This is a genomic window from Pontibacter sp. LHS1, assembly GCF_058932855.1.
In genome coordinates this window covers 863,694-882,819 of sequence record NZ_JBZYWF010000001.1, presented here as the reverse complement: position 1 = coordinate 882,819, position 19,126 = coordinate 863,694, and the positions used below count along the sequence as shown (strand labels likewise).

General features: G+C 50.6%; 14 protein-coding genes. 5 read left to right on the top strand and 9 right to left on the bottom strand.

All coding sequences use genetic code 11. The annotated features are described in order from the left end of the window. Positions 1–11: 11 nt before the first annotated feature. The 9 genes from AC5FXQ_RS03790 to kduI all read right to left on the bottom strand — a co-directional run bounded on the left by AC5FXQ_RS03790 (position 12) and on the right by kduI (position 9,118). Entirely contained in the window at positions 12–506 is a 495-nt protein-coding gene (locus AC5FXQ_RS03790) for a TRAP transporter small permease (RefSeq protein WP_007653095.1), read from the bottom strand. A 12-nt stretch (positions 507–518) separates the two neighbouring features. Next, complete coding sequence (locus AC5FXQ_RS03785; RefSeq protein ID WP_493601156.1) at positions 519–1,580, bottom strand: TRAP transporter substrate-binding protein; 1,062 nt, start codon at positions 1,578–1,580, stop codon at positions 519–521. Then, positions 1,580–2,245, bottom strand: coding sequence for a bifunctional 4-hydroxy-2-oxoglutarate aldolase/2-dehydro-3-deoxy-phosphogluconate aldolase (locus AC5FXQ_RS03780; RefSeq protein ID WP_493601155.1), 666 nt, complete (start codon positions 2,243–2,245; stop codon positions 1,580–1,582). Before AC5FXQ_RS03780 ends, AC5FXQ_RS03785 begins: the two co-directional genes overlap by 1 nt. Next, positions 2,235–3,254 carry a PfkB family carbohydrate kinase gene (locus AC5FXQ_RS03775; RefSeq protein WP_493601154.1) on the bottom strand — a complete coding sequence of 340 codons (1,020 nt, stop codon included), beginning with the start codon at positions 3,252–3,254 and terminating at the stop codon, positions 2,235–2,237. Before AC5FXQ_RS03775 ends, AC5FXQ_RS03780 begins: the two co-directional genes overlap by 11 nt. Positions 3,255–3,259: 5 nt before the next feature. Further along, positions 3,260–4,690, bottom strand: a complete 1,431-nt coding sequence (gene uxaC / locus AC5FXQ_RS03770; protein WP_493601153.1) for a glucuronate isomerase — start codon at positions 4,688–4,690, stop codon at positions 3,260–3,262. Between the two features lie 129 nt (positions 4,691–4,819). Then, the gene (locus tag AC5FXQ_RS03765) at positions 4,820–6,247 is read right to left on the bottom strand and encodes a tagaturonate reductase (RefSeq protein ID WP_493601152.1); all 1,428 of its coding nucleotides are present in this window, start codon (positions 6,245–6,247) and stop codon (positions 4,820–4,822) included. Positions 6,248–6,420: 173 nt separating this feature from the next. After that, positions 6,421–7,446: a LacI family DNA-binding transcriptional regulator gene (locus tag AC5FXQ_RS03760; RefSeq protein WP_493601151.1), complete on the bottom strand. Its 1,026-nt coding sequence runs from the start codon at positions 7,444–7,446 to the stop codon at positions 6,421–6,423. 36 nt (positions 7,447–7,482) lie between these two features. Then, entirely contained in the window at positions 7,483–8,271 is a 789-nt protein-coding gene (locus AC5FXQ_RS03755) for a gluconate 5-dehydrogenase (RefSeq protein ID WP_493601150.1), read from the bottom strand. A gap of 7 nt (positions 8,272–8,278) precedes the next feature. Next, a complete protein-coding gene (gene kduI, locus AC5FXQ_RS03750) occupies positions 8,279–9,118 on the bottom strand; it encodes a 5-dehydro-4-deoxy-D-glucuronate isomerase (protein ID WP_493601149.1) in 840 nt (279 codons plus the stop codon). A gap of 442 nt (positions 9,119–9,560) precedes the next feature. On the opposite strand from kduI, the gene AC5FXQ_RS03745 reads away from it, so the two are divergent. From AC5FXQ_RS03745 to AC5FXQ_RS03725, 5 genes are all read left to right on the top strand, one after another. Continuing rightward, positions 9,561–12,776, top strand: a complete 3,216-nt coding sequence (locus tag AC5FXQ_RS03745) for a SusC/RagA family TonB-linked outer membrane protein (protein WP_493601148.1) — start codon at positions 9,561–9,563, stop codon at positions 12,774–12,776. A gap of 18 nt (positions 12,777–12,794) precedes the next feature. Further along, positions 12,795–14,585 carry a RagB/SusD family nutrient uptake outer membrane protein gene (locus tag AC5FXQ_RS03740; RefSeq protein WP_493601147.1) on the top strand — a complete coding sequence of 597 codons (1,791 nt, stop codon included), beginning with the start codon at positions 12,795–12,797 and terminating at the stop codon, positions 14,583–14,585. Between the two features lie 23 nt (positions 14,586–14,608). Beyond that, positions 14,609–16,255, top strand: a complete 1,647-nt coding sequence (locus AC5FXQ_RS03735; RefSeq protein WP_493601146.1) for a hypothetical protein — start codon at positions 14,609–14,611, stop codon at positions 16,253–16,255. 77 nt (positions 16,256–16,332) lie between these two features. Beyond that, positions 16,333–17,817: a pectate lyase gene (locus AC5FXQ_RS03730; protein WP_493601145.1), complete on the top strand. Its 1,485-nt coding sequence runs from the start codon at positions 16,333–16,335 to the stop codon at positions 17,815–17,817. A gap of 17 nt (positions 17,818–17,834) precedes the next feature. Continuing rightward, the gene (locus AC5FXQ_RS03725; RefSeq protein WP_493601144.1) at positions 17,835–19,112 is read left to right on the top strand and encodes a DUF4861 domain-containing protein; all 1,278 of its coding nucleotides are present in this window, start codon (positions 17,835–17,837) and stop codon (positions 19,110–19,112) included. Positions 19,113–19,126 lie beyond the last annotated feature (14 nt).

Sequence of the window (19,126 nt, the reverse complement as noted above, 5' to 3'; positions counted from 1 at the left end):
ATTATATGATGCTAAGCCAACTCTTTTCCAATTTCTTCCGGCTCTTCGCCCTGCCGGCGCAGGTTTACCAGACTATAGTACACAATCAGCAGTCCACTGAGCGGGAGTACGGTGTATACATAGCCCAGCGGTATGTTGAGTGCTGCGGATGTCTGCTCCAGTTTAAGGGTGATATACACAAGCTTGATACCGCCCCACACTAACACTAAAAATGCGAACGCTGCTACTACCACATTCGTGAAGATGCTCAGATTGCGGGCCTTCCGGCCATGCATTTTAGAAGGCAGAATGTCGATGGCCAGGTGCATTTTCTTGCCCGTCACGTAGCTGGCGCCCAGCAAACCAACCCAGATCAGGATGAAGCGGGCAAGCTCGTCGGTAAAAGAGCTGGGCGAATTCATCACATACCTGGAGGCGACCTGCCAGAGCACGTTCAATACCATCAAACTCATCAGCACGACAAGTGACCAGAATAATGCTTTGTCTATCTTTTCCCTGATTTTCATAGATGCCCGATTTTAGGGTTTTGTTGCAGATACTATGGTTTCTTTCGTGTTACCCGTCTGGCGGATGCGCTGGATCAGGCTGTATACCTCAGGTTCATTTTTGAAGCTCTCGTACATGGGCTCCACCAGTTTGGCGAAAGGTGCTTTGTCTGGTGTGCTTACCGTTACGCCCGCATCTCTTATCGCCTGCAGAGCTTCTACCTCAGCTTCTTCCCACAGTTCACGTTGCACCTGTGCCGATTCTTCAGCCGCTTCCTGCAGCCACTGCTGTTCCTGCGGCGTCAGGCTGTCCCAAACCACCGTGCTGATCAACAGGATGTCCGGGATCATGGTATGCTCGTTCAGGGAGTAGTATTTGCTCACTTCGTAGTGGCGTGACAGGAAGAAACTCGGCGGGTTGTTCTCAGCACCGTCTACCACCCCCTGTTGCAAGGCCGTATAGAGCTCTCCCCAAGATACCGGCGAAGCTGCTCCACCAAAGCTCTTGATCATGCTGAAGGCGGTGTTGCTGGCTTGTACCCGGATCGTCATGCCGCGCAGGTCGGCCGGAGAGTCAATAGGTTTCTTTGTGCTGTAGAAGCTGCGGCTGCCGGCGTCGTAAAAGCAGAGGCCACGCAGCCAGTATTTTTCACCTTCCTTAAGCAGATCATCACCAATACCGCCGTCCAGTACGTCGTAGTAATGCGCTTTATCCCGGAAAACATAAGGCAGGCTAAGTACTTTGAAATTAGGGGAGAAACTCTCCATCACCGCGGCCGACACTTTGGTCATACCGATGCTGCCGATCTGCAGGAGTTCAATGCTCTCGCGCTCGCTGCCAAGTTGGGAGCTGGGGTAAATATCGATAGTCATCTTGCTGCCTGACTTTTCCTTGACACGCTCGGCCATGTAAACCATGGCTTTGTGAACCGGGTGTGTTGTTTCGAGGGTATGGGCAAGCTTAACTTCGGTGGTATCGCTTATTTTCTGGCAGGAGTTGGCAACAAGCAGAATGGCCAGTAGGGGAGCGTAAAATGCATAGCGCTTATACCTGTAAGCGAAGCGGGGGAGGAGGTATAGATAAAGCTGTTTCATCACTTCCTCCTGACTGTTTTCACGATTTCTATTGCCTTCCTCGTCAGTTCATCCAGTTTGGTGTAGTCTCTGTTTTCAAGAATGTCCTTACTGATCATCTTCGAGCCCATACCTACTGCACAAACGCCAGACTTAAACCAGGTGCTGATGTTGTCCTGGTCGATCTCTACGCCTCCTGTTGGCATGAAAAGCTGTCCTGCAAAAAGCTCTTTGATAGACGATACATAGCCCGGTCCCAGCACATTGGCCGGGAAGATCTTGATCAGCGCCGCCTGGTGCTGCTGAGCGGTGTGTATTTCCGTTGGGGTAAAGCAACCCGGTATCCAAAGCAAACCCGCTTCGTGTGTCAGGTCGCCCACTGCCGGGTTCACGATCGGACACACGATGTAATCTGCGCCTGCCTCTATGAAAGCTTCAGCCTGGTCGGTGGTTTTGATCGTGCCGATGCCCAAATGCAGATCAGGGTATAGCTCGGTTAGTTCTTTCTTAAGAAATCTGAAGTTTTCGAGTGCTGCCGGGCCTCTGTTGGTGTATTCCAGTGTTCGGATGCCAGCCTGATACAGCGTCTTCACAACCTCCAGGCTTACCTCGGGGTTTTCGTAGAAGAACAAGGGCAGTAGACCTTGTTCTAAAATGGCGTTTAGGGCGCTTTCTTTAGTTTGCATAAGCTAAGATGGTATCATTGATCTCCGCAACCGTGCTGGTCGTGGCATCACTCGGAATAAATAATTTCTTGAAGGCGGCGGCTGTGGCAAACTCAACCGTTTCGGTAGGGGGGAGCTGGTGGTAGAAACCATAGATCAGACCTGCCATAAAACAATCGCCACTTCCCACCTTGTCCAGAATCTGCTCTACCTGGTATTCGTGCGAGGTATACAGATTATCTGCTTCGAAAAGCGTGGTAAAATACCGAATACCCTGCTGGTAGTCGAATCGGAAAGTATTGGCTACCATGCGGCACTTCGGGAATTTCTCCAGAATGGCCCTGGATGTCAGGGTGGCATGCTGCTGCAGGCTTTCTTTATCCAGGTTTGCGATCAGGTTTTCACCGAGCGGTATACCCAGCATTTTGTTGGCTGCCCAGATGTTGCCCATGATCAGGTCACAATACTGCGCCAGGGCGGGCATCACCTCCACCGGGTCTTTGCCATACTGCCACAGTTTGGCGCGGTAGTTCAGATCCAGGGAAATAGTGATGTTCTTCTGCACTGCTACTTTCAGGGCTTCTTCGCACACATCGGCTACATTCTGGTTGATGGCAGGGCAGATCGCACTAAAATGGAACCAGCTTACGCCTTCAAATACTTTTTCCCAGTCAATCGTGCCTGGCGTCAGGTCAGCATAAGCCGACCCGGCCCGGTCGTAGATCACGCCGGTATTCTTCAGGTCTTTTCCTTTGGGCAGGTAATACAGGCCGACGCGGTCGCCCTGGTACACGATACTATTCGTCTGTACCTGTTTGCTGTTGAGGTAGCCGACCAGTTGCTCTGCCACAAAGTTGTCAGGCAGGGCGGTCAGGTATGCAGAAGGAACACCCCAAAGGGCCAGCGCTGTCGCCACGTTGGCTTCTGCGCCACCTACATAAAATGGCAGCATATTCTCCTGAAGCCACTGCCCCTTTTCATCCGGACAGATTCGCAACAGCAACTCACCAAAAGAAAGGACCTTTCCCATACGCTCTAAAAGTTGAAATATGACTTGGCGTTGTTATAGCAGATATCTTCTACCATCTGGCCTAACCAGGCCATTTCGCTAGCTGGAAGCTCGCCATTTTCCACGTCATTGCCAATCAGATTGCATAGAATCCTTCTGAAATATTCGTGCCGTGGGTATGACAGGAAGCTGCGTGAGTCGGTGAGCATACCGACGAAGCGGCTCAGCAGGCCCATGTTGCTCAGGGCGTTCAGCTGGCGCTCCATACCGTCCTTCTGATCGAGGAACCACCAGGCCGATCCGTACTGGATCTTGCCCGGCGTGCTGCCATCGTTGAAGTTGCCGATCATGGTAGCGTATAGCTCGTTCTGGCTCGGGTTGAGGTTATAGAGGATAGTCTTGGCCAGTTGGTTCGAGTTATCGAGCTTGTCCATAAACTTAGCCAGCGGGCGTGCCACATCAAAGTCTCCGATCGAATCGAAGCCGGTATCCGGGCCGAGCTCACGCATCATGCGGGTGTTGTTGTTGCGCAGCGCACCAAGATGGAATTGCTGTGTCCAGTTCTTAGCGTGGTCCATCAGGGCCAGCTGCATCAGCATGGCTGATTTGAACTTGAGCACTTCCTCTTTTGTGAGCGACTGCTTTTGCAGCGCCTTCTCAAAAATAGCTTTTACTTCCTGCTCAGTGTAAGCTTCGGCATAGATCGTTTCCAGACCATGATCCGAAAGTCGGCAGCCGTTCTCGTGGAAGAAGTCGTGGCGCTGCTGCAGGGCATCCTGTAGCCCCTGGTAGCTGTCGATGGCTATACCTGCTGCTTCGGCCAGTTTCTGCAGGTATGGCAGGAACACGGCTTCGTCATCGATGGCCAGCACCTTGTCAGCGCGGAAGGCCGGGAGTACCTGAATGCCACAGTTGTCAGCTTTTATCTTCTGGTGGTGCTCCAACGTGTCGATCGGGTCGTCGGTGGTGCAGATGATCTCCACGTTCATCTTTTTGAGGATGCCACGCACGCTGTACTCGTCAGTTTGCAGCATGTCGGTGCAGGCGTCATAGATCTCACGGGCTGTTTCCGGCTTCAGGATGGTGTCGATGCCGAAGGGACGCTTGAGCTCCATGTGTGTCCAGTGGTAAAGCGGGTTGCGCATGGTATAAGGCACGGTTTCGGCCCACTTCTCAAACTTGGCGTAATCGTCGGCATCACCGGTGCAGAAGCGCTCCGGTATTCCGTTGGTGCGCATGGCGCGCCACTTGTAATGGTCGCCCTCCAACCAGATCTGCGTCAGGTTTTTGAACTTGCGATCGTTGGCAATGTCCTGCGGCGACAGGTGGCAATGGTAGTCAATGATGGGCATGTCTTTGGCATGCTCATGGTATAGCCTGCGAGCCGTCTCTGTCTGCAACAGAAAGTTCTCGTCCAGAAATGGGGTAACGGTGTAAGTGTCTGTAATCGTTCTCATGGGTACGGTATAGGCAATGCGCCTACTAAATTCTGATGTATAGATGAAAACTCTGATTTAGAGTCTTCTGATTTAATGAAGGTATAGCTTAGGCAGTTCAGGTATAGCCAGGCTATACCTGTCGTGTTGCTAGGCCATGTTCGCCTGCTTCTCGGCTAGCTGCAAGGCTTTCAACTTAGCTGTAACTAAGTCCCTCAATCCAGGGATCTCTGTGAGGTCCATCTCCCAGAAGTCCTTGTTAGCCAGCACAGCAGTTACCACCTCTTCAGCTGATTCCTGCTGCCATGCCTGCGCAAAGAAAGCGAGTACTTCCGGCGTATCGTTCAGCGGAATGCTGTCGCTGTTCCACTCCCCTTTGTAGAATTGGATAAGCGCTGCCAGCGACTGCAGCAGCCTGGTTGGTAACTGCCCTTTGCGCTTGTGGTATTCCAGCACCGACGGCAGCACGCGCACCTTGTACTTTGAAATAGAATTAAGCGAAATGCTGATCAGTTCGTGGCGGATAAACGGGTTCTGGAATCGCTCAATCACATCGTTGGCAAACTGCTCGAGTTCTTCCTGCGGCAGGTCCAGTGTCGGAATGATCTCCTCGAAGATGGCTTTACGAATAAAATCACCGGATTTTTTGTCTTCAACAGCTTCACGCACGGTGCGCAGTCCCTGCAGGTAAGCCACGGGCACAAGCGCCGTGTGCGCTCCGTTCAGGATACGCACCTTGCGGGTGCGGTAAGGGGTGAGGTCCTCTACAAACTTCACCTGCAAATCGGCTTCATTAACCGGGAAAGCTGCTCTAACAACTTCCGGAGCTTCGATCACCCACAGATGGAATGGCTCAGCTTTTACAACCAGGTTATCGTGGTAGCCCAGTTCCTGCTGTATCTCTTGTATGTTGTCTTTCGGGAAGCCCGGCACGATGCGGTCCACCAGTGTGTTGCAGAAGTGATTGTGCTGCTCGATCCAGGCTGTAAAACCGGCCGGAAGATTCCAGTGTTTGGCGTATGCCAGAATGGAGTCGCGCAGGGCTTCTCCGTTTTTCTCGATCAGTTCGCAGGGAATCAGGTATAGGCCTTTGTCTGCAGCACCATTGAATTGCTTAAAACGGTGGTAAAGCAGCGCCGTAAGCTTACCCGGGAAGCTGTTGGGGATGTACTCCATACCTGTGTCGGCTTCATCGAAAGCGATGCCCGCCTCTGTGGTGTTGGAGATGACAAACTGCAGCTCCGGATTTTCGGCCAGGGCCAGGTATGCCTTGTAGTTTTCGTATGGGTTGGTCGCATCCGCGATGCAGCTAATCAGGCGCAGCTCGCGGGTCGTTTCGCCGCCCTGTATACCTTCCAGCAAAACATGGTACAGTCCCTCCTGGTGTTGGAGCAAATGCACGATCCCTTTATCCAGCGGCTGCACGATCTGTACCTGCCCATCGAAACTGGTGCGCTCATTGAGCAAGTCGATGATCCAGTCTACAAAACCACGGAGGAAATTGCCTTCCCCGAACTGCAATACCTTCACCGGGTGCCGCTGCGGCAAACTTGCTGTACGACGGTTGAGCTGCTTCATAATTGTCTGATTTTGAATAGGTATAAGCTTCTTTTAATCTTTGTTACTTCTCGTTATTGTCTGCTATGCCCAGGGCATCTTGTTTTTAGCAAAACTGTGCAATCGATTGTATTTCGCTCCTAAATTAAAGCCGCCTTTTACAGCGGCTTAGGTGTAGCTTCCAGCGCCTCCAGCTAATTGCGCAGCGTTGACTTCCGGATGATCAGCTCAGGTTTCAATACCGTCTTTTGCGATACGATGCCCTTCTCGCCGGCCTTAAAGTGCTCAAAAAAGAGCTCTGCCGTGATATTGCCCATCTTAATGCTTCGCTGATCCACGGTGGTTAGCGGCGGATCCGTAAATGAGGTAAAAGGTTCGTTACTGAATCCGGCCAATGCTACCTGCTGTGGAATCTGGATGCCGCGCTCCTTCAGAACCTGCATGGCGCCCATGGCGGCATAATCACTGGCTGAGAACACGGCATCTGGCAATTGCTTGAGTTTCAACAATTTTTTCATGCTCTCCCTGCCGTCTTCCAGCTGTAAGTCGCTTTTGATCACCAGCTGCTCGTCATACGGTATATCGTTATCGCGCAGGGCATCGGTGTAGCCGCGCAAACGTTCCTTGAACACGCTTACCTTTTTCGGGCTGGTGAAGTGCGCAATGCGCTTGCAGCCTTGCTGGATCAGGTGCTCCACTGTTTTATAGGCGCCCAGGTAGTCATCGATCATCACCTGACTGACTTCCAGTTCGTCGGTGGTGCGGTCAAACAACACGAGCGGTATACCTTTCGACTGCACCTTCTTGAAGTGGTCGAAGTTCTCGGTGTTCTTTCCGATAGAGGCGATGATGCCATCTACCCGTGCATTCAGCAGTGCCTCAATCGTCTGCACCTCCTTCTCGTAGTTGTCATACGACTGGCAGATGATCACCTTATAGTTCAGGTTGTTGGCGATCTCCTCTATACCTCGTACCACGGAGGCGAAGAAGTAACGGTCAGCCGTTGGCACGATCACACCGATGATGTAGCTCTTGCCGTGGCGGAGGGCCGCTGCTATGTTGTTGGGCTGGTAGTTGAGCTGTTTGGCTGCTTTCAGCACCGCTTTCTTGGTGGCATCGCTGATGCGCGGATTGTCATTGAGCGCACGCGACACCGTAGAAGCCGTGATGTTCAGCTTCTCTGCAATATCATGTATGGTTACTTTCGTCTTTGTTGACATGTCTGTCTCTTAGGGCCTTTACCGGATACCGGTGCCCTACTGTTCGTTGGCCGGTTTACCGATGGTTGCTAATATACCACCATCTACATAAATAATCTGGCCATTTATAAAATCACTTGCGCTGCTGGATAGAAAAACTGCCGTTCCGCCCAGATCTTCCGGATCGCCCCAGCGACCGGCCGGGGTGCGGCGCACAATAAAGTCGTTGAACGGATGCCCATCCACACGGATAGGGGCGGTCTGCTCAGTGGCAAAATAGCCCGGGCCGATGCCGTTCACCTGTATGTTATACCTGGCCCATTCCGTGGCGAGGTTGCGTGTCAGCATTTTAAGGCCGCCTTTGGCCGCTGCGTAGGCCGAAACTGTGTCGCGGCCCAGCTCACTCATCATGGAGCAGATGTTGATGATCTTGCCCTGCCGGCGCTCCACCATATACCTTGCCACGTGCTTCGAAACGATGAAAGGGGCGGTCAGGTCTACGTCGAGCACCTGTCGGAAGTCTGCCTCGTCCATCTCCAGTGCAGGTATGCGTTTGATGATCCCGGCATTGTTCACCAGTATGTTTATCGGGCCGACTTCCTGCTCTATCTGTGCAATGTTTTGCTTTACCTGCTGTGCGTCTGTTACATCAAACAGGTAACCATAGGCTCTCAGGCCATCTGCTGCATAGCTTCCCAAGGCGGCTTCCATCTTGGCCGGCGTATTGCCGTTGATTACCAGCGTAGCACCAGCCTTGCCAAGTGCTTTGGCCATGGCCATACCTAAGCCATGCGTAGCACCGGTGATCAGGGCAACTTGTCCGGTCAGGTCAAACAATGCGTTCATGCTCATCTTACTTCAGGTCAGTGGGTGTTACTTTGTCCATATCGTTGTAGTCCAGGTTCTCCCCGGCCATACCCCAGATAAAGGTATAGTTGGAAGTACCCGCACCGCTGTGAATGGACCATGGTGGCGAAATGATGGCCTGGTTGTTTTTCACCCAAAGGTGACGCGTCTCCTCCGGCTCGCCCATGAAGTGGCATACGGCCTGGTCTTCGGGCAATTCAAAGTAGAAGTACGCCTCCATGCGTCGGTCATGGGTGTGTGCCGGCATGGTGTTCCATACGCTGCCCGGCTGCAACTCCGTGATGCCCATCTGAAGCTGGCAGGTCTCGACCACACTATTAATAAGCACTTTGCGGATGATGCGGTGATTCGAGTTCTCCAGAGCACCCAGTTCTACTGTCTCCGCTTCGCTCAGCGACACCTTGCGGGTAGGGTAAGCGTGGTGCGCAGGGGCAGAGTTAAAGTAGTAGAGTGCTTTTCCTGCTTCGCTCGTGTTGAAATAGATCTCTTTTGCGCCTTTTCCTATATATAAGGCTTCTTTTGGCGCCAGCTCATAGGTCTCGCCATCCACGGTTACACTTCCTGCCGCTCCAACATTGATAATGCCCAGCTCCCGGCGATCCAGAAAGTGTTCGGAACGCAGCGTCGGGAAGGTTTCCAGCTTCAATGGCTGCTGTACGGGATGTGCGCCGCCCACTACCAGTCTGTCGTGCAAGGTATAGGTTGCGTGTACAGTGTCTGCTTCAAACAATTGCTCGATCAGGAAGTGCTCGCGCAGCTTTGCGGTATCATAGTGCCGGCTGTCGGCCGGGTGGGTGGCGTGTCTTACTTTATAGGTAATGCTCATGGCTATTTTATACTCTCAGTTTGCGTAATCGTTTGCGCAAAGTAGTAAATTTTTTTACACAACAATAAATAATTTAGAAAAATTATGTCCTGTGATTGCTGGCGCCATGAAAGATGATTTGGAGAGGAGGGGTTTTAAAATGTCAATGAAATGCCTTATTTATTAGCTTATTTTTAAAAATGTTTAAACAAGGTTGCTTAGAAATGATTTATTGAAAAATAAAAGAACTTTTTATTGTTTTTTTTGAGGAGAGTTATTAAAATGCAATCGGTTGCGCAAATTATTTGTGCAAACAAGGCGAAAGTTTAGGTTCATACGGTGCAATTATACTGCTGCTCTCCACGAATTTAAGCTCAGCCGGCACAACGGCGAAAATACATGCACAAGGTCTTAAACCTGAAGAATAAATATAGTCCTTATTATAACAAACTAATCTATACCTATGCAACATGTTTTACTAAAGAAGATGAAATACCTGCTCACGGTATCGTTTATCTTCGCCGCCTTTGCCGGCGCGTTTGCCCAGGGCTTTAATGTTACGGGCAAAGTAGTGGATGAGAAAGGAGAGGGCTTGCCCGGGGTGACCGTCTTACAAAAGGGTGCCTCGGCTACTGGCACTGGCACTAGTGTAGAAGGAACATATAGCCTGACAGTTTCGGAGAGCAACGCTACGCTTGTGTTTACTTATATAGGCTACAAGCGCCAGGAGGTGCCGTTAGGGGGGCGATCCGTAGTTAATGTCACGTTGATGCCTGATGATAAAGCTTTGGAAGAAGTAGTGGTGATCGGTTATGCAACCGTAAATCGCAGGGATCTGACAGGTTCAGTCTCTTCTGTGAGTTCCAAGCAGCTGGCTGATATCCCGATCAACTCTGCTGCTGAGGCACTAGCCGGCCGATTGGCTGGTGTGCAGGTAACGGGCTCTGAAGGTACGCCTAATGCTGAGGTGCAGATTCGTGTGCGTGGCGGCGGTTCTATCACACAAGACAACTCTCCTTTATATGTTGTGGATGGTATCCAGGTTGAAAATGCCTTGTCAGTACTCTCTCCGCAGGATATCGAAACTATTGACGTGTTGAAAGACGCTTCTTCCACTGCGATCTATGGTGCACGTGGAGCCAATGGTGTAGTGATCATTACAACCAAGGGTGGTAAGGAAATGAAGACAACAGTTAGCTATAATGGCCTCACAGGTATACGCCAACTGGCCAACAAGCTGGATGTAATGAATCCGTATGATTTTGTGAGATACCAGTACGAAAGAAGCCGAGGCAGCTCAGCCAACGAAACCAGCTTTATGAACACGTACGGCACTTTCCAGGATATTGAGCTCTATCGCGATGCTCCTTTTTTAGACTGGCAGGATGAGGTGTTTGGAAGAGATGCTGTGATGCAGACGCATAACGTGAGCATTGCGGGTGGTACAGCTACTACCAAATTCAGTCTGAGCCTCACTTCTAATAAAGAAGAGGGTATTATGCTAGGCTCCGATTTTGACAGAAAACTTGTCAACTTCCGCTTTGACCATAACATTAGCAAGGCAGTAAGAACCGGCTTTAATGTACGCTACAATAATACAACTGTAAATGGAGCAGGTACAGCTACAGAAGGCTCTTCTTCTGTAAACAGACTGCGCCATGCCGTGAAGTACCGCCCATTCCTGACTCCGGGACAGGGTATAAACGATTATGATGCGGACTATGCAGAGGAAACCAATTCAAACAGCTTGGCTCTGGTAAACCCTATCCTGCTGACAGCTGCTGAGTACAAGCGAAATACAGGTAATCTGATTAACCTGAACGGTTATGTCAATTTTGATTTGAACAAGTACCTGTCATTAAGAACCACGGTAGGTGTCGATATGAACAACAATCGCATCAACGCCTTCAACGATTCTATTACAAGTATCTCAAGGTTGCAAGGTTCTGGTCAGCCGATCGCTTCGATCGACACACGTGCACGTAATATTCTGAACAACTCAAATGTGCTGACTTTTACCAACAGCAAAGCAAACACACCGTTCAGTCAGCGTCATAGTATCGATGCTTTGTTAGGCCACGAGATATACGAAGTGACCAACAGAGGTTATTACATTGAGAACAGACTTTTCCCATTGGGTACATCTGCTGATATAGCCTTAGGGAATATGTCTTTAGGAACACCTCAAATTCCGCGTTCTAATGAAGTGAAATCGACGCTTCTCTCTTTCTTTTCCCGCGCCAACTACGCATATGACGATAAATATTTGGTGACACTGACCATGCGTGCGGACGGCTCGTCAAAATTCTCCCAAAATAATAAGTGGGGATACTTCCCGTCGGCTTCTGTTGCCTGGCGTGTGCTCAACGAGAACTTCATGGAAGGCTTCAGAACAAAACTGGACGACCTGAAGCTGCGCGTGAGTTATGGTACTGCCGGCAATAACCGCATCGATGACTTCCTTTACAGAACACTGTATGAAGCCAATACCTTCTACGGCCTGGGTAACACACAGACAACAGCATTCAGAACAACTGAGCTCGGAAATGAATTCTTGAAATGGGAGACCACGATTTCAAAGAACGTCGGTCTGGACCTTGCCTTCCTGAACAACCGCGTACAGTTTACAGCCGATGCCTATTACAATACAACAGAAGACCTGCTGGTACGTGTTCCAATCCCTACCTCTTCAGGGTATAGCACACAGTTACAGAACGTAGGATCAACATCTAATAGAGGAGTGGAGCTTCAATTGACAGGGGTGCCTGTTGCAACGTCTGCTGTTAACTGGACTACAAGCTTTAACCTTTCTTTTAACAGAAACCGCGTGGAAAGCTACGGTCTGCAGAACAGTGCCACTTTCCCGTCTGGATGGGCTGGTTCCAATGCGCCACATGACTACGCTATTATTGTTGGACAGCCTGTCGGTACTATTTGGGGCCTCGTGTCTGATGGTTTCTATACCTTGGATGACTTCAACTACACCGATGGTGTTTATGTCTTAAGAGAAGGAATAGCAAACAACCGCTCTGTTACGGCGCTTGATCCACAGCCAGGCGTTATCAAATACCGTGACCTGAACGGAGACGGAATTGTAGATGACAAAGACAGAACAGCCATTGGCGATGCCAACCCGGATTTCTTTGGCGGCCTGAACAACCAGGTGACTTTCAAGAATTTTGACCTGAGCGTGTTTGTGAACTTCCAGTATGGTAACGATGTGCTAAATGCTAACAAGCTAGAGTTTAGCAGCGGCTATACCCAGAACTCTAACCTGCTGTCGATGATGAACAACCGCTGGACAAATGTGAACAGCGAGGGTGTGGTGGTAACATCTCCTGAGGAGTTGGCAGCTTTAAACCAGAATGCAACACTCTGGACCCCACTCACTACATCTACTTCATTCTATGTTAACTCATGGGCAGTAGAAGATGCTTCTTTTATTCGCATCAATAACATTACGTTGGGCTATACCTTGCCTACCAATCTGCTTAATAGAGTTAAGGTCAGCAAGCTGCGCGTGTATGGCACCGTGAACAACCTGAAAGTATTTACAAATTACTCAGGCTACGATCCGGAAGTGAACACACGTCGTGCTTCCCCAATTACGGCAGGCGTTGACTATGCTGCTTACCCAAGAAGCCGTGCTTTCATCTTTGGAGTTAACCTGACTATCTAATTTAAAATGTCTTTATCCATGAGAACGAATAATCTATCCAGATTTATACTTAGTGCACTCCTCGCGGGCGGCATGACCTTGTCGATGTCCTCCTGTAAAGACTATTTGGAACAAGAGCCTGTCTCGTCTTTTGGTCCGGAATATGTTTTCAGTAATATCAGCAATGTGCAGAAGCAGGTGCTGGGCGTGTATGCCGCTCTGGCTGGTGACCAAGGTTATGGTATTCGTCTGAGCATGTACTACCCGCTAGACAATGACGAGATGATGGGGCAGGGAGGCAATCCTTTTCCTGACAATGAAAGAAGAGACATTGCCCACTACAATGTGCAGCCTAGTAATACGCAGCTGGCCGGACCATACAGACAGCTTTATGAAGGTATAGAAAGAGCCAATAACAGCATCTACTACATTCCGCGTATGCCGATGTATGAGACTGGCACCAATGCTGAAAAGCGGGAGTTGCGCAGGCTGCACGGCGAAGCGCTTACTCTGCGTGCGCAGTTCTACCTGGAGCTGATCCGTAACTGGGGCGATGTGCCAGCACATTTCCAACCAGCCAGCTTTGAGACGGACCTGTTCAAGGGGCGGACTAACCGAGATGAAATTTACGATAAACTGCTTGCAGACCTGGAGGAAGCCACGTCGCTGGTGCCATGGAGATCTGAAGCAGGTGCTGCTAATGAAAGAATTACACAAGGAGCGGTAAGAGCGCTTCGCGCCCGGATCGCGCTGTACCGTGGCGGTTACTCGCTTCGGTTGAACAGACAGATGGAACGAGGCTCTAATCACCAGGAGTACTATAGAATTGCCCGTGAGGAAACTAATACCATTATCCAGCGTGGTGATCACCGCCTAAACCCAAGTTATGAAGCTGTGTTCAAGGACGCGATAGCCGCACATAGAATAGAGCCAAACGGTGAGGTGCTATGGGAAGTAGCCATGGCAGGTGGCAACAGTGCAAATGGTGACAGCAAGCTGGGCTACTACAACGGTCCGCGACTAAATGGAAGCATAGGTAATGGTGCTCTTACTATTCTGCCAACCTATTTCTACTCGTTTGACGAGCGCGATACGCGTCGCGATGTGACAGCTGCTCCATACAATATTAGTGCTGCTGGTGTTATACAGCCGCGTACGCTGCAAACGATGGTGGATGGTAAATTCCGTCGCGACTGGATTCCGAATCAGCTTACTTCGTCTGCCCAGTACTTTGGCGTGAACTGGCCAATGATCCGTTACTCCGATGTGCTACTGATGTTCGCTGAAGCAGAAAATGAACTGAGTGGCCCAACACAGGCAGCTTATGATGCATTTAACCAGGTTCGCAGAAGAGGTTTCGGGAAACCAATTATGAGTGCAGATCCGACTGTGGATCTAGAGCCAGGCCTGAGTAAGGAAGCTTTCTTTAATGCCATTGTGCAGGAGAGAGCTTGGGAGCTTGGCGGCGAAGGTATACGCAAGTATGACCTGATCCGATGGAACATGCTGGGACAGAAACTGGAGGAGACTAAGCAGCAGCTAGCCGCTATGGCAGCTCGCCAGGGAGCTTATGCGAACTTGCCGGCTACTATGTACTTCCGCACCAACTCTACTTCATTGGAGTGGTTAAATTCCTTGTATCAGCCAGTTCCGAGCCCTGTGCCATCCGGTGCTGATGTTGGAAGCGTGTCATGGGCTGGCACTGGGATTACCAGTACAATCCTCACCTATTATGCACAAGGCTTCACACCGAACAAGAGCGAGCTGCTGCCGCTGCATACTACAGTGGTTGACGTGAACCCGAACATCAACCAGGAGTACGGTTATTAATTGAATGCACAAGGAGATCAAATATGAAAAAGAGATATAACTCGATAGTAATAGGAGGGCTTGCCCTGACCATGTTGGCAGGCGGAGCGCTACAGTCCTGTAAGGATAAGGAACTGGAGGACTTTGAGCCGAAGCGCATATTCACACCAGTGAACATGACCGCAGCTAGCGGCGAGACACAGGCTATCATTCGCTGGAATCCTTCGCTTTTTACGCAGGGTAAAGACATTACTTATACTGTGCAGGTAGCCGAAACCCCTGAGTTTAGCAATATCGTGCATACCGTAACATCAGATACGGCCGGTGCGATTATCACTGACGAGTTCCTGGAAATCAATGTGCCTTACTTTGCCCGTGTTAAAGCAAACGCAACAGGGACCTCTGGAGAATCCAACTGGATGGTGAGTCCACAATTCCAGATCACTGGCGAGCAAATTATTTCACCGATTACCAGTGCTGACATTAAAGACAAGTCTGTAATACTGCGCTGGAGAAACACGGCTGGTCTGACCAAGATCATTGTGACACCTGTAGGTGGTACTGCGATAGAGTATGAGGTAACAGCCGAGGATATGGAAGCCCGCCAGAAGCAGTTGACTGGTCTGACGCCAAGCACTAATTACACAGTAGAGATTTTTGCAGGTAACAGAATTAAAGGCTCCGCCGAGTTTGCCACCAAAGAACTGAGCTTGTTTACTGTAACTGTATCTCCGACAGAAGATCTAAGAGCTGTGATTGAGGCTGCTGAGAGTGGCGACCTGATCGGTTTGGAGTCGGGTATACACGACTACTCCGATGCCAACATTGTGATCGCTCAGAAGCATCTGACTATACAGTCTATTTCTGGTAACCCTGATGATACCAAGCTACTGTTCAAGGAAGTGAACCTGAGAGGTACAGGTGCAGGCGTGAAGCTGTCAGGTATACACTTCAATGGTGAAAAAGCCAATGCGGCCTACTTCCTGAATCTGTCTGGTATGAACAGCGATGGGGAGGCAGCTGACTTTACATCTATCCTGGTAGAAAATTGCATTGTAGAGTACACTGCTAACTGCTTTATGCGTGCCAACCGAGGTGGTAACAATGCACATAAAATCGAGAGCATCGTGATTACCAACACTATCGGATTTGACAACGGAGGCTCTTCTACTTACAACTACATTTTGCTCGATAAAATGGAGTTTAAGAAACTGGAGATCACGAACTCAACTTTCTTTAACAGCGCCAGAGCCTTTATCAGCTGGGGTACTAATATTACGGCACCGGTTAAGCCTGTAATCACAGTCGATCAGGTAACCCTTAATAGCTTTGGATATGCGACCAGAAATCACATTCTATTGGATGCGAATGGAAACCAAGTGAATTTCACACTACAGAACAGCATAGTGGCAAATGCGCCGCGTCAGGAAACCGTAGGCACCAATTTGATACGTGCTTCGGCTGACGGTTCTGAAGTTATTGTTCGAAACAACAACTTGTTTAACTTGACAACTGGTGGCGATACACCAGCTCCGCTCACTTTCCAAAGCTTTGTACAGCAGTCAAATAACCTGACTGTAGACCTAGGCTGGACTACAGCAACCCGCACATTTGAGTTGCCCGCTGGTTCTCCGCTTCGCACGGCCAGCACTACGGGTGGCGCCATCGGTGACCTGCGCTGGACACGCTAATAGTTCTAAAAATCAATAAAAAAGGTGCGGCCTGGAAGCCGCACCTTTTCTAAGCCTTAATAATTAATACCAGTAGCTTGTTTCGTTTCAACCAATTTATAGGAGCTTTTGTGATCTTGCTTGCGCTGGCCTCCTGTAAGGGAGGTGAAGGTGAGTTGCCTGAGCCCGATCCAAAGATAGAGGAACCGACTACCGGAGGACCTACTCCTACTGTGGAGAAAGCGCTGGCTTTTCCGGGAGCCGAAGGCTTTGGTAAGGATGCAACAGGTGGCCGTGGCGGTAAGGTGATCAAAGTGACCAACCTGAACGACTCCGGTACCGGCAGTCTGCGGGCTGCTGTTGCGACGCCGGGTGCAAGGATCATCGTGTTTGAAGTGTCAGGTACGATCGCTCTGAACTCGAGGCTGACCATCAGCAACGGAGACCTGACCATAGCCGGGCAAACAGCTCCGGGCGACGGTATTACCATCCGTAACTATCCGGTAATTGTGAATGCGGATAACGTGATCATCCGCTTTATGCGCTTCCGGATGGGAGACGCGGCCGGGCAGGAAGCTGATGCGCTGGAAGGGCGCTTCCGCAAGAACATTATCATCGACCACTGCTCCATGAGTTGGTCGACCGATGAGTGTGTTTCCTTCTACGCCAACGAGAATTTCACCCTGCAGTGGTGCATTATTTCAGAAAGCCTCCGCAACTCCGCCCATGCGAAAGGAGCACATGGCTACGGCGGCATCTGGGGTGGCAAAAATGCTTCGTTTCACCACAACCTGCTAGCTCATCACGACAGTCGTAACCCACGCTTCGGAGAAGAGGCCGGAAAAGCATTTGCTCTCACCAACCTGGTGGACATGCGCAACAACGTGACCTTCAACTGGGGAAACAACAGCGCCTATGGCGGAGAAGCGATGAACATCAACATCGTGAACAACTACTACAAGCCAGGGCCTGTCACCACTAAAAAGGAACGTATCTTCTCAATCGATAAAAATAAGACAGCAGGCACAGAGGTATACGACATCTGGGGCAAGTTCTACATCAACGGCAACGTGGTGGAGGGCAGTAGCCGCGCTACAAATGACAACTGGACCTATGGGGTGTACAACCAGTTTCATGGCAGCTACGGCACTGTATCTGCCGCCGACAAAGCAGCCATGCGCCTGGAATCTCCGCACCCGATCAATAGCAATGTGACGACCCATACGGCTGAGGCTGCTTACGAAAGAGTGTTGGACTACGCAGGTGCCTCGCTGGTGCGTGATGCCGTGGATGTACGGGTAGTGGACAATGTCCGCAATAACTCTTACACGGCCCCGGGTTCCAGCGGCAGCACAAACGGCATCATCGATTCGCAGGAGGATGTGGGCGGCTGGCCTGAGCTGAAATCGAAGGCGGCTGCAAAAGACACAGACGGCGACGGTATACCGGATGACTGGGAGACGGCCCGCAAGCTGGACCCGAACAAGCCACAGGACAAAAGAAATCTAAGCACTGCCTACGACGATATCGAAGTGTACATCAACAGTCTGGTGCATGATATCATCAAAGAGCAGGTGAAATAAAGACGATAACAGTGAAAATGAATACTAAAATGAAGGTGTGGAAAAAAGGAGCGTGTGTGTTGGCGGCTGTATTGCTCAGCCTCAACCTTTCGGCCCAGGATCTGCGCAAGGAGTACCCGAAGTCTTTCACCGTGAAAGTGACGAATCCCCTTAGCCAGGAGCGTGAAAGTGCCCCGGTATACCTGAGCGCTCGGGAGCTGCAGAAGAAGTATCCGAATTTCAACAGCCGCGCTTTTGTGGTGCTGGATGGGAAGACCGAGGTGCCGAGCCAATTCAATCACAAAGACGGCGACAAGCCGGGTGTATACCTGGTGCTCGACAAAATGGCCCCCAAAGCTAGCCGTACCCTTACGGTGCGCTACAAAGAAAACGGCGAAGCTACCCGCAACTATACCAAGCGCACGCAGGCCGAACTATCGCATAAGGTAGGTGGTGAGTTCAAAGACCGTAAATACATTGGCGGGACCTTCCAAAATGTGGATTCACTGCGAGTGCCGGATGAAGTGACCGACCACTCTTACTATATCCGCTACGAAGGTCCGGGCTGGGAGTCGGATAAGGTGGGCTACCGCTTTTACCTGGACTGGCGCAACGGCACCGACGTGTTCGGCAAAACTACCCACGACATGGTGCTGCAAAAGGCAGGGCAGGACGGCTACGACTCGTACCACGAACTGCAGGACTGGGGCATGGATGTGCTCAAAGTAGCCAAGTCGCTGGGCGTAGGCACACTGGCGCATTTCCACAACGGAGCTGCCAACCGCATGGCCGAAACCGACAGCATGATCAGCGTGATTACCGAGAATGGCCCAGTATACTCGTCCATCCGCACAAACTACTACGGCTGGAAGATCGCCGGCATGAACCTTAACATTAACTCCAACATCAACATACACGCCGGTACACGACTGACGCACCATCAGGTAGGTATAGCAGGTGATGAACCACAGAACCTGGCCACAGGTCTGATTAAAGACAAGCGAGCCAAGCTGCATACCAAAAAAGGCGGCAGCGACGAGTGGGGCTACATCGCCACCTACGGCAAGCAGAGTCTGAACGGCGAAGGCGACAACCTGGGTATAGCGGTGCTTTTCCGCCCGCAGGATTTCATGGAGTTTACCACAGATGAACACAGCCATGTGGTGAAGCTAAAGCCGAGCGGCCAGAAGCTGGAGTACTACTACCTGGCTGCCTGGGAGCTGGAGCCGGGAGGTATTAAAGACGAAGCCACTTTCCTGCAGTACCTGGACAGAACAGCCCGTGAGCTGGCGAATCCGGTGCAGGTAAAATTTTAAAGACAAATAAGGTA

Coding starts and splice junctions, on each gene's coding strand:
- AC5FXQ_RS03740 (WP_493601147.1), top strand. CDS start 12,795: ATGAGAACGAATAATCTATCCAGATTTATACTTAGTGCACTCCTCGCG.
- kduI (WP_493601149.1), bottom strand. CDS start 9,118: ATGAGCATTACCTATAAAGTAAGACACGCCACCCACCCGGCCGACAGC.
- uxaC (WP_493601153.1), bottom strand. CDS start 4,690: ATGAGAACGATTACAGACACTTACACCGTTACCCCATTTCTGGACGAG.
- AC5FXQ_RS03790 (WP_007653095.1), bottom strand. CDS start 506: ATGAAAATCAGGGAAAAGATAGACAAAGCATTATTCTGGTCACTTGTC.
- AC5FXQ_RS03725 (WP_493601144.1), top strand. CDS start 17,835: ATGAATACTAAAATGAAGGTGTGGAAAAAAGGAGCGTGTGTGTTGGCG.
- AC5FXQ_RS03765 (WP_493601152.1), bottom strand. CDS start 6,247: ATGAAGCAGCTCAACCGTCGTACAGCAAGTTTGCCGCAGCGGCACCCG.
- AC5FXQ_RS03775 (WP_493601154.1), bottom strand. CDS start 3,254: ATGGGAAAGGTCCTTTCTTTTGGTGAGTTGCTGTTGCGAATCTGTCCG.
- AC5FXQ_RS03785 (WP_493601156.1), bottom strand. CDS start 1,580: ATGAAACAGCTTTATCTATACCTCCTCCCCCGCTTCGCTTACAGGTAT.
- AC5FXQ_RS03735 (WP_493601146.1), top strand. CDS start 14,609: ATGAAAAAGAGATATAACTCGATAGTAATAGGAGGGCTTGCCCTGACC.
- AC5FXQ_RS03780 (WP_493601155.1), bottom strand. CDS start 2,245: ATGCAAACTAAAGAAAGCGCCCTAAACGCCATTTTAGAACAAGGTCTA.
- AC5FXQ_RS03755 (WP_493601150.1), bottom strand. CDS start 8,271: ATGAACGCATTGTTTGACCTGACCGGACAAGTTGCCCTGATCACCGGT.
- AC5FXQ_RS03745 (WP_493601148.1), top strand. CDS start 9,561: ATGCAACATGTTTTACTAAAGAAGATGAAATACCTGCTCACGGTATCG.
- AC5FXQ_RS03760 (WP_493601151.1), bottom strand. CDS start 7,446: ATGTCAACAAAGACGAAAGTAACCATACATGATATTGCAGAGAAGCTG.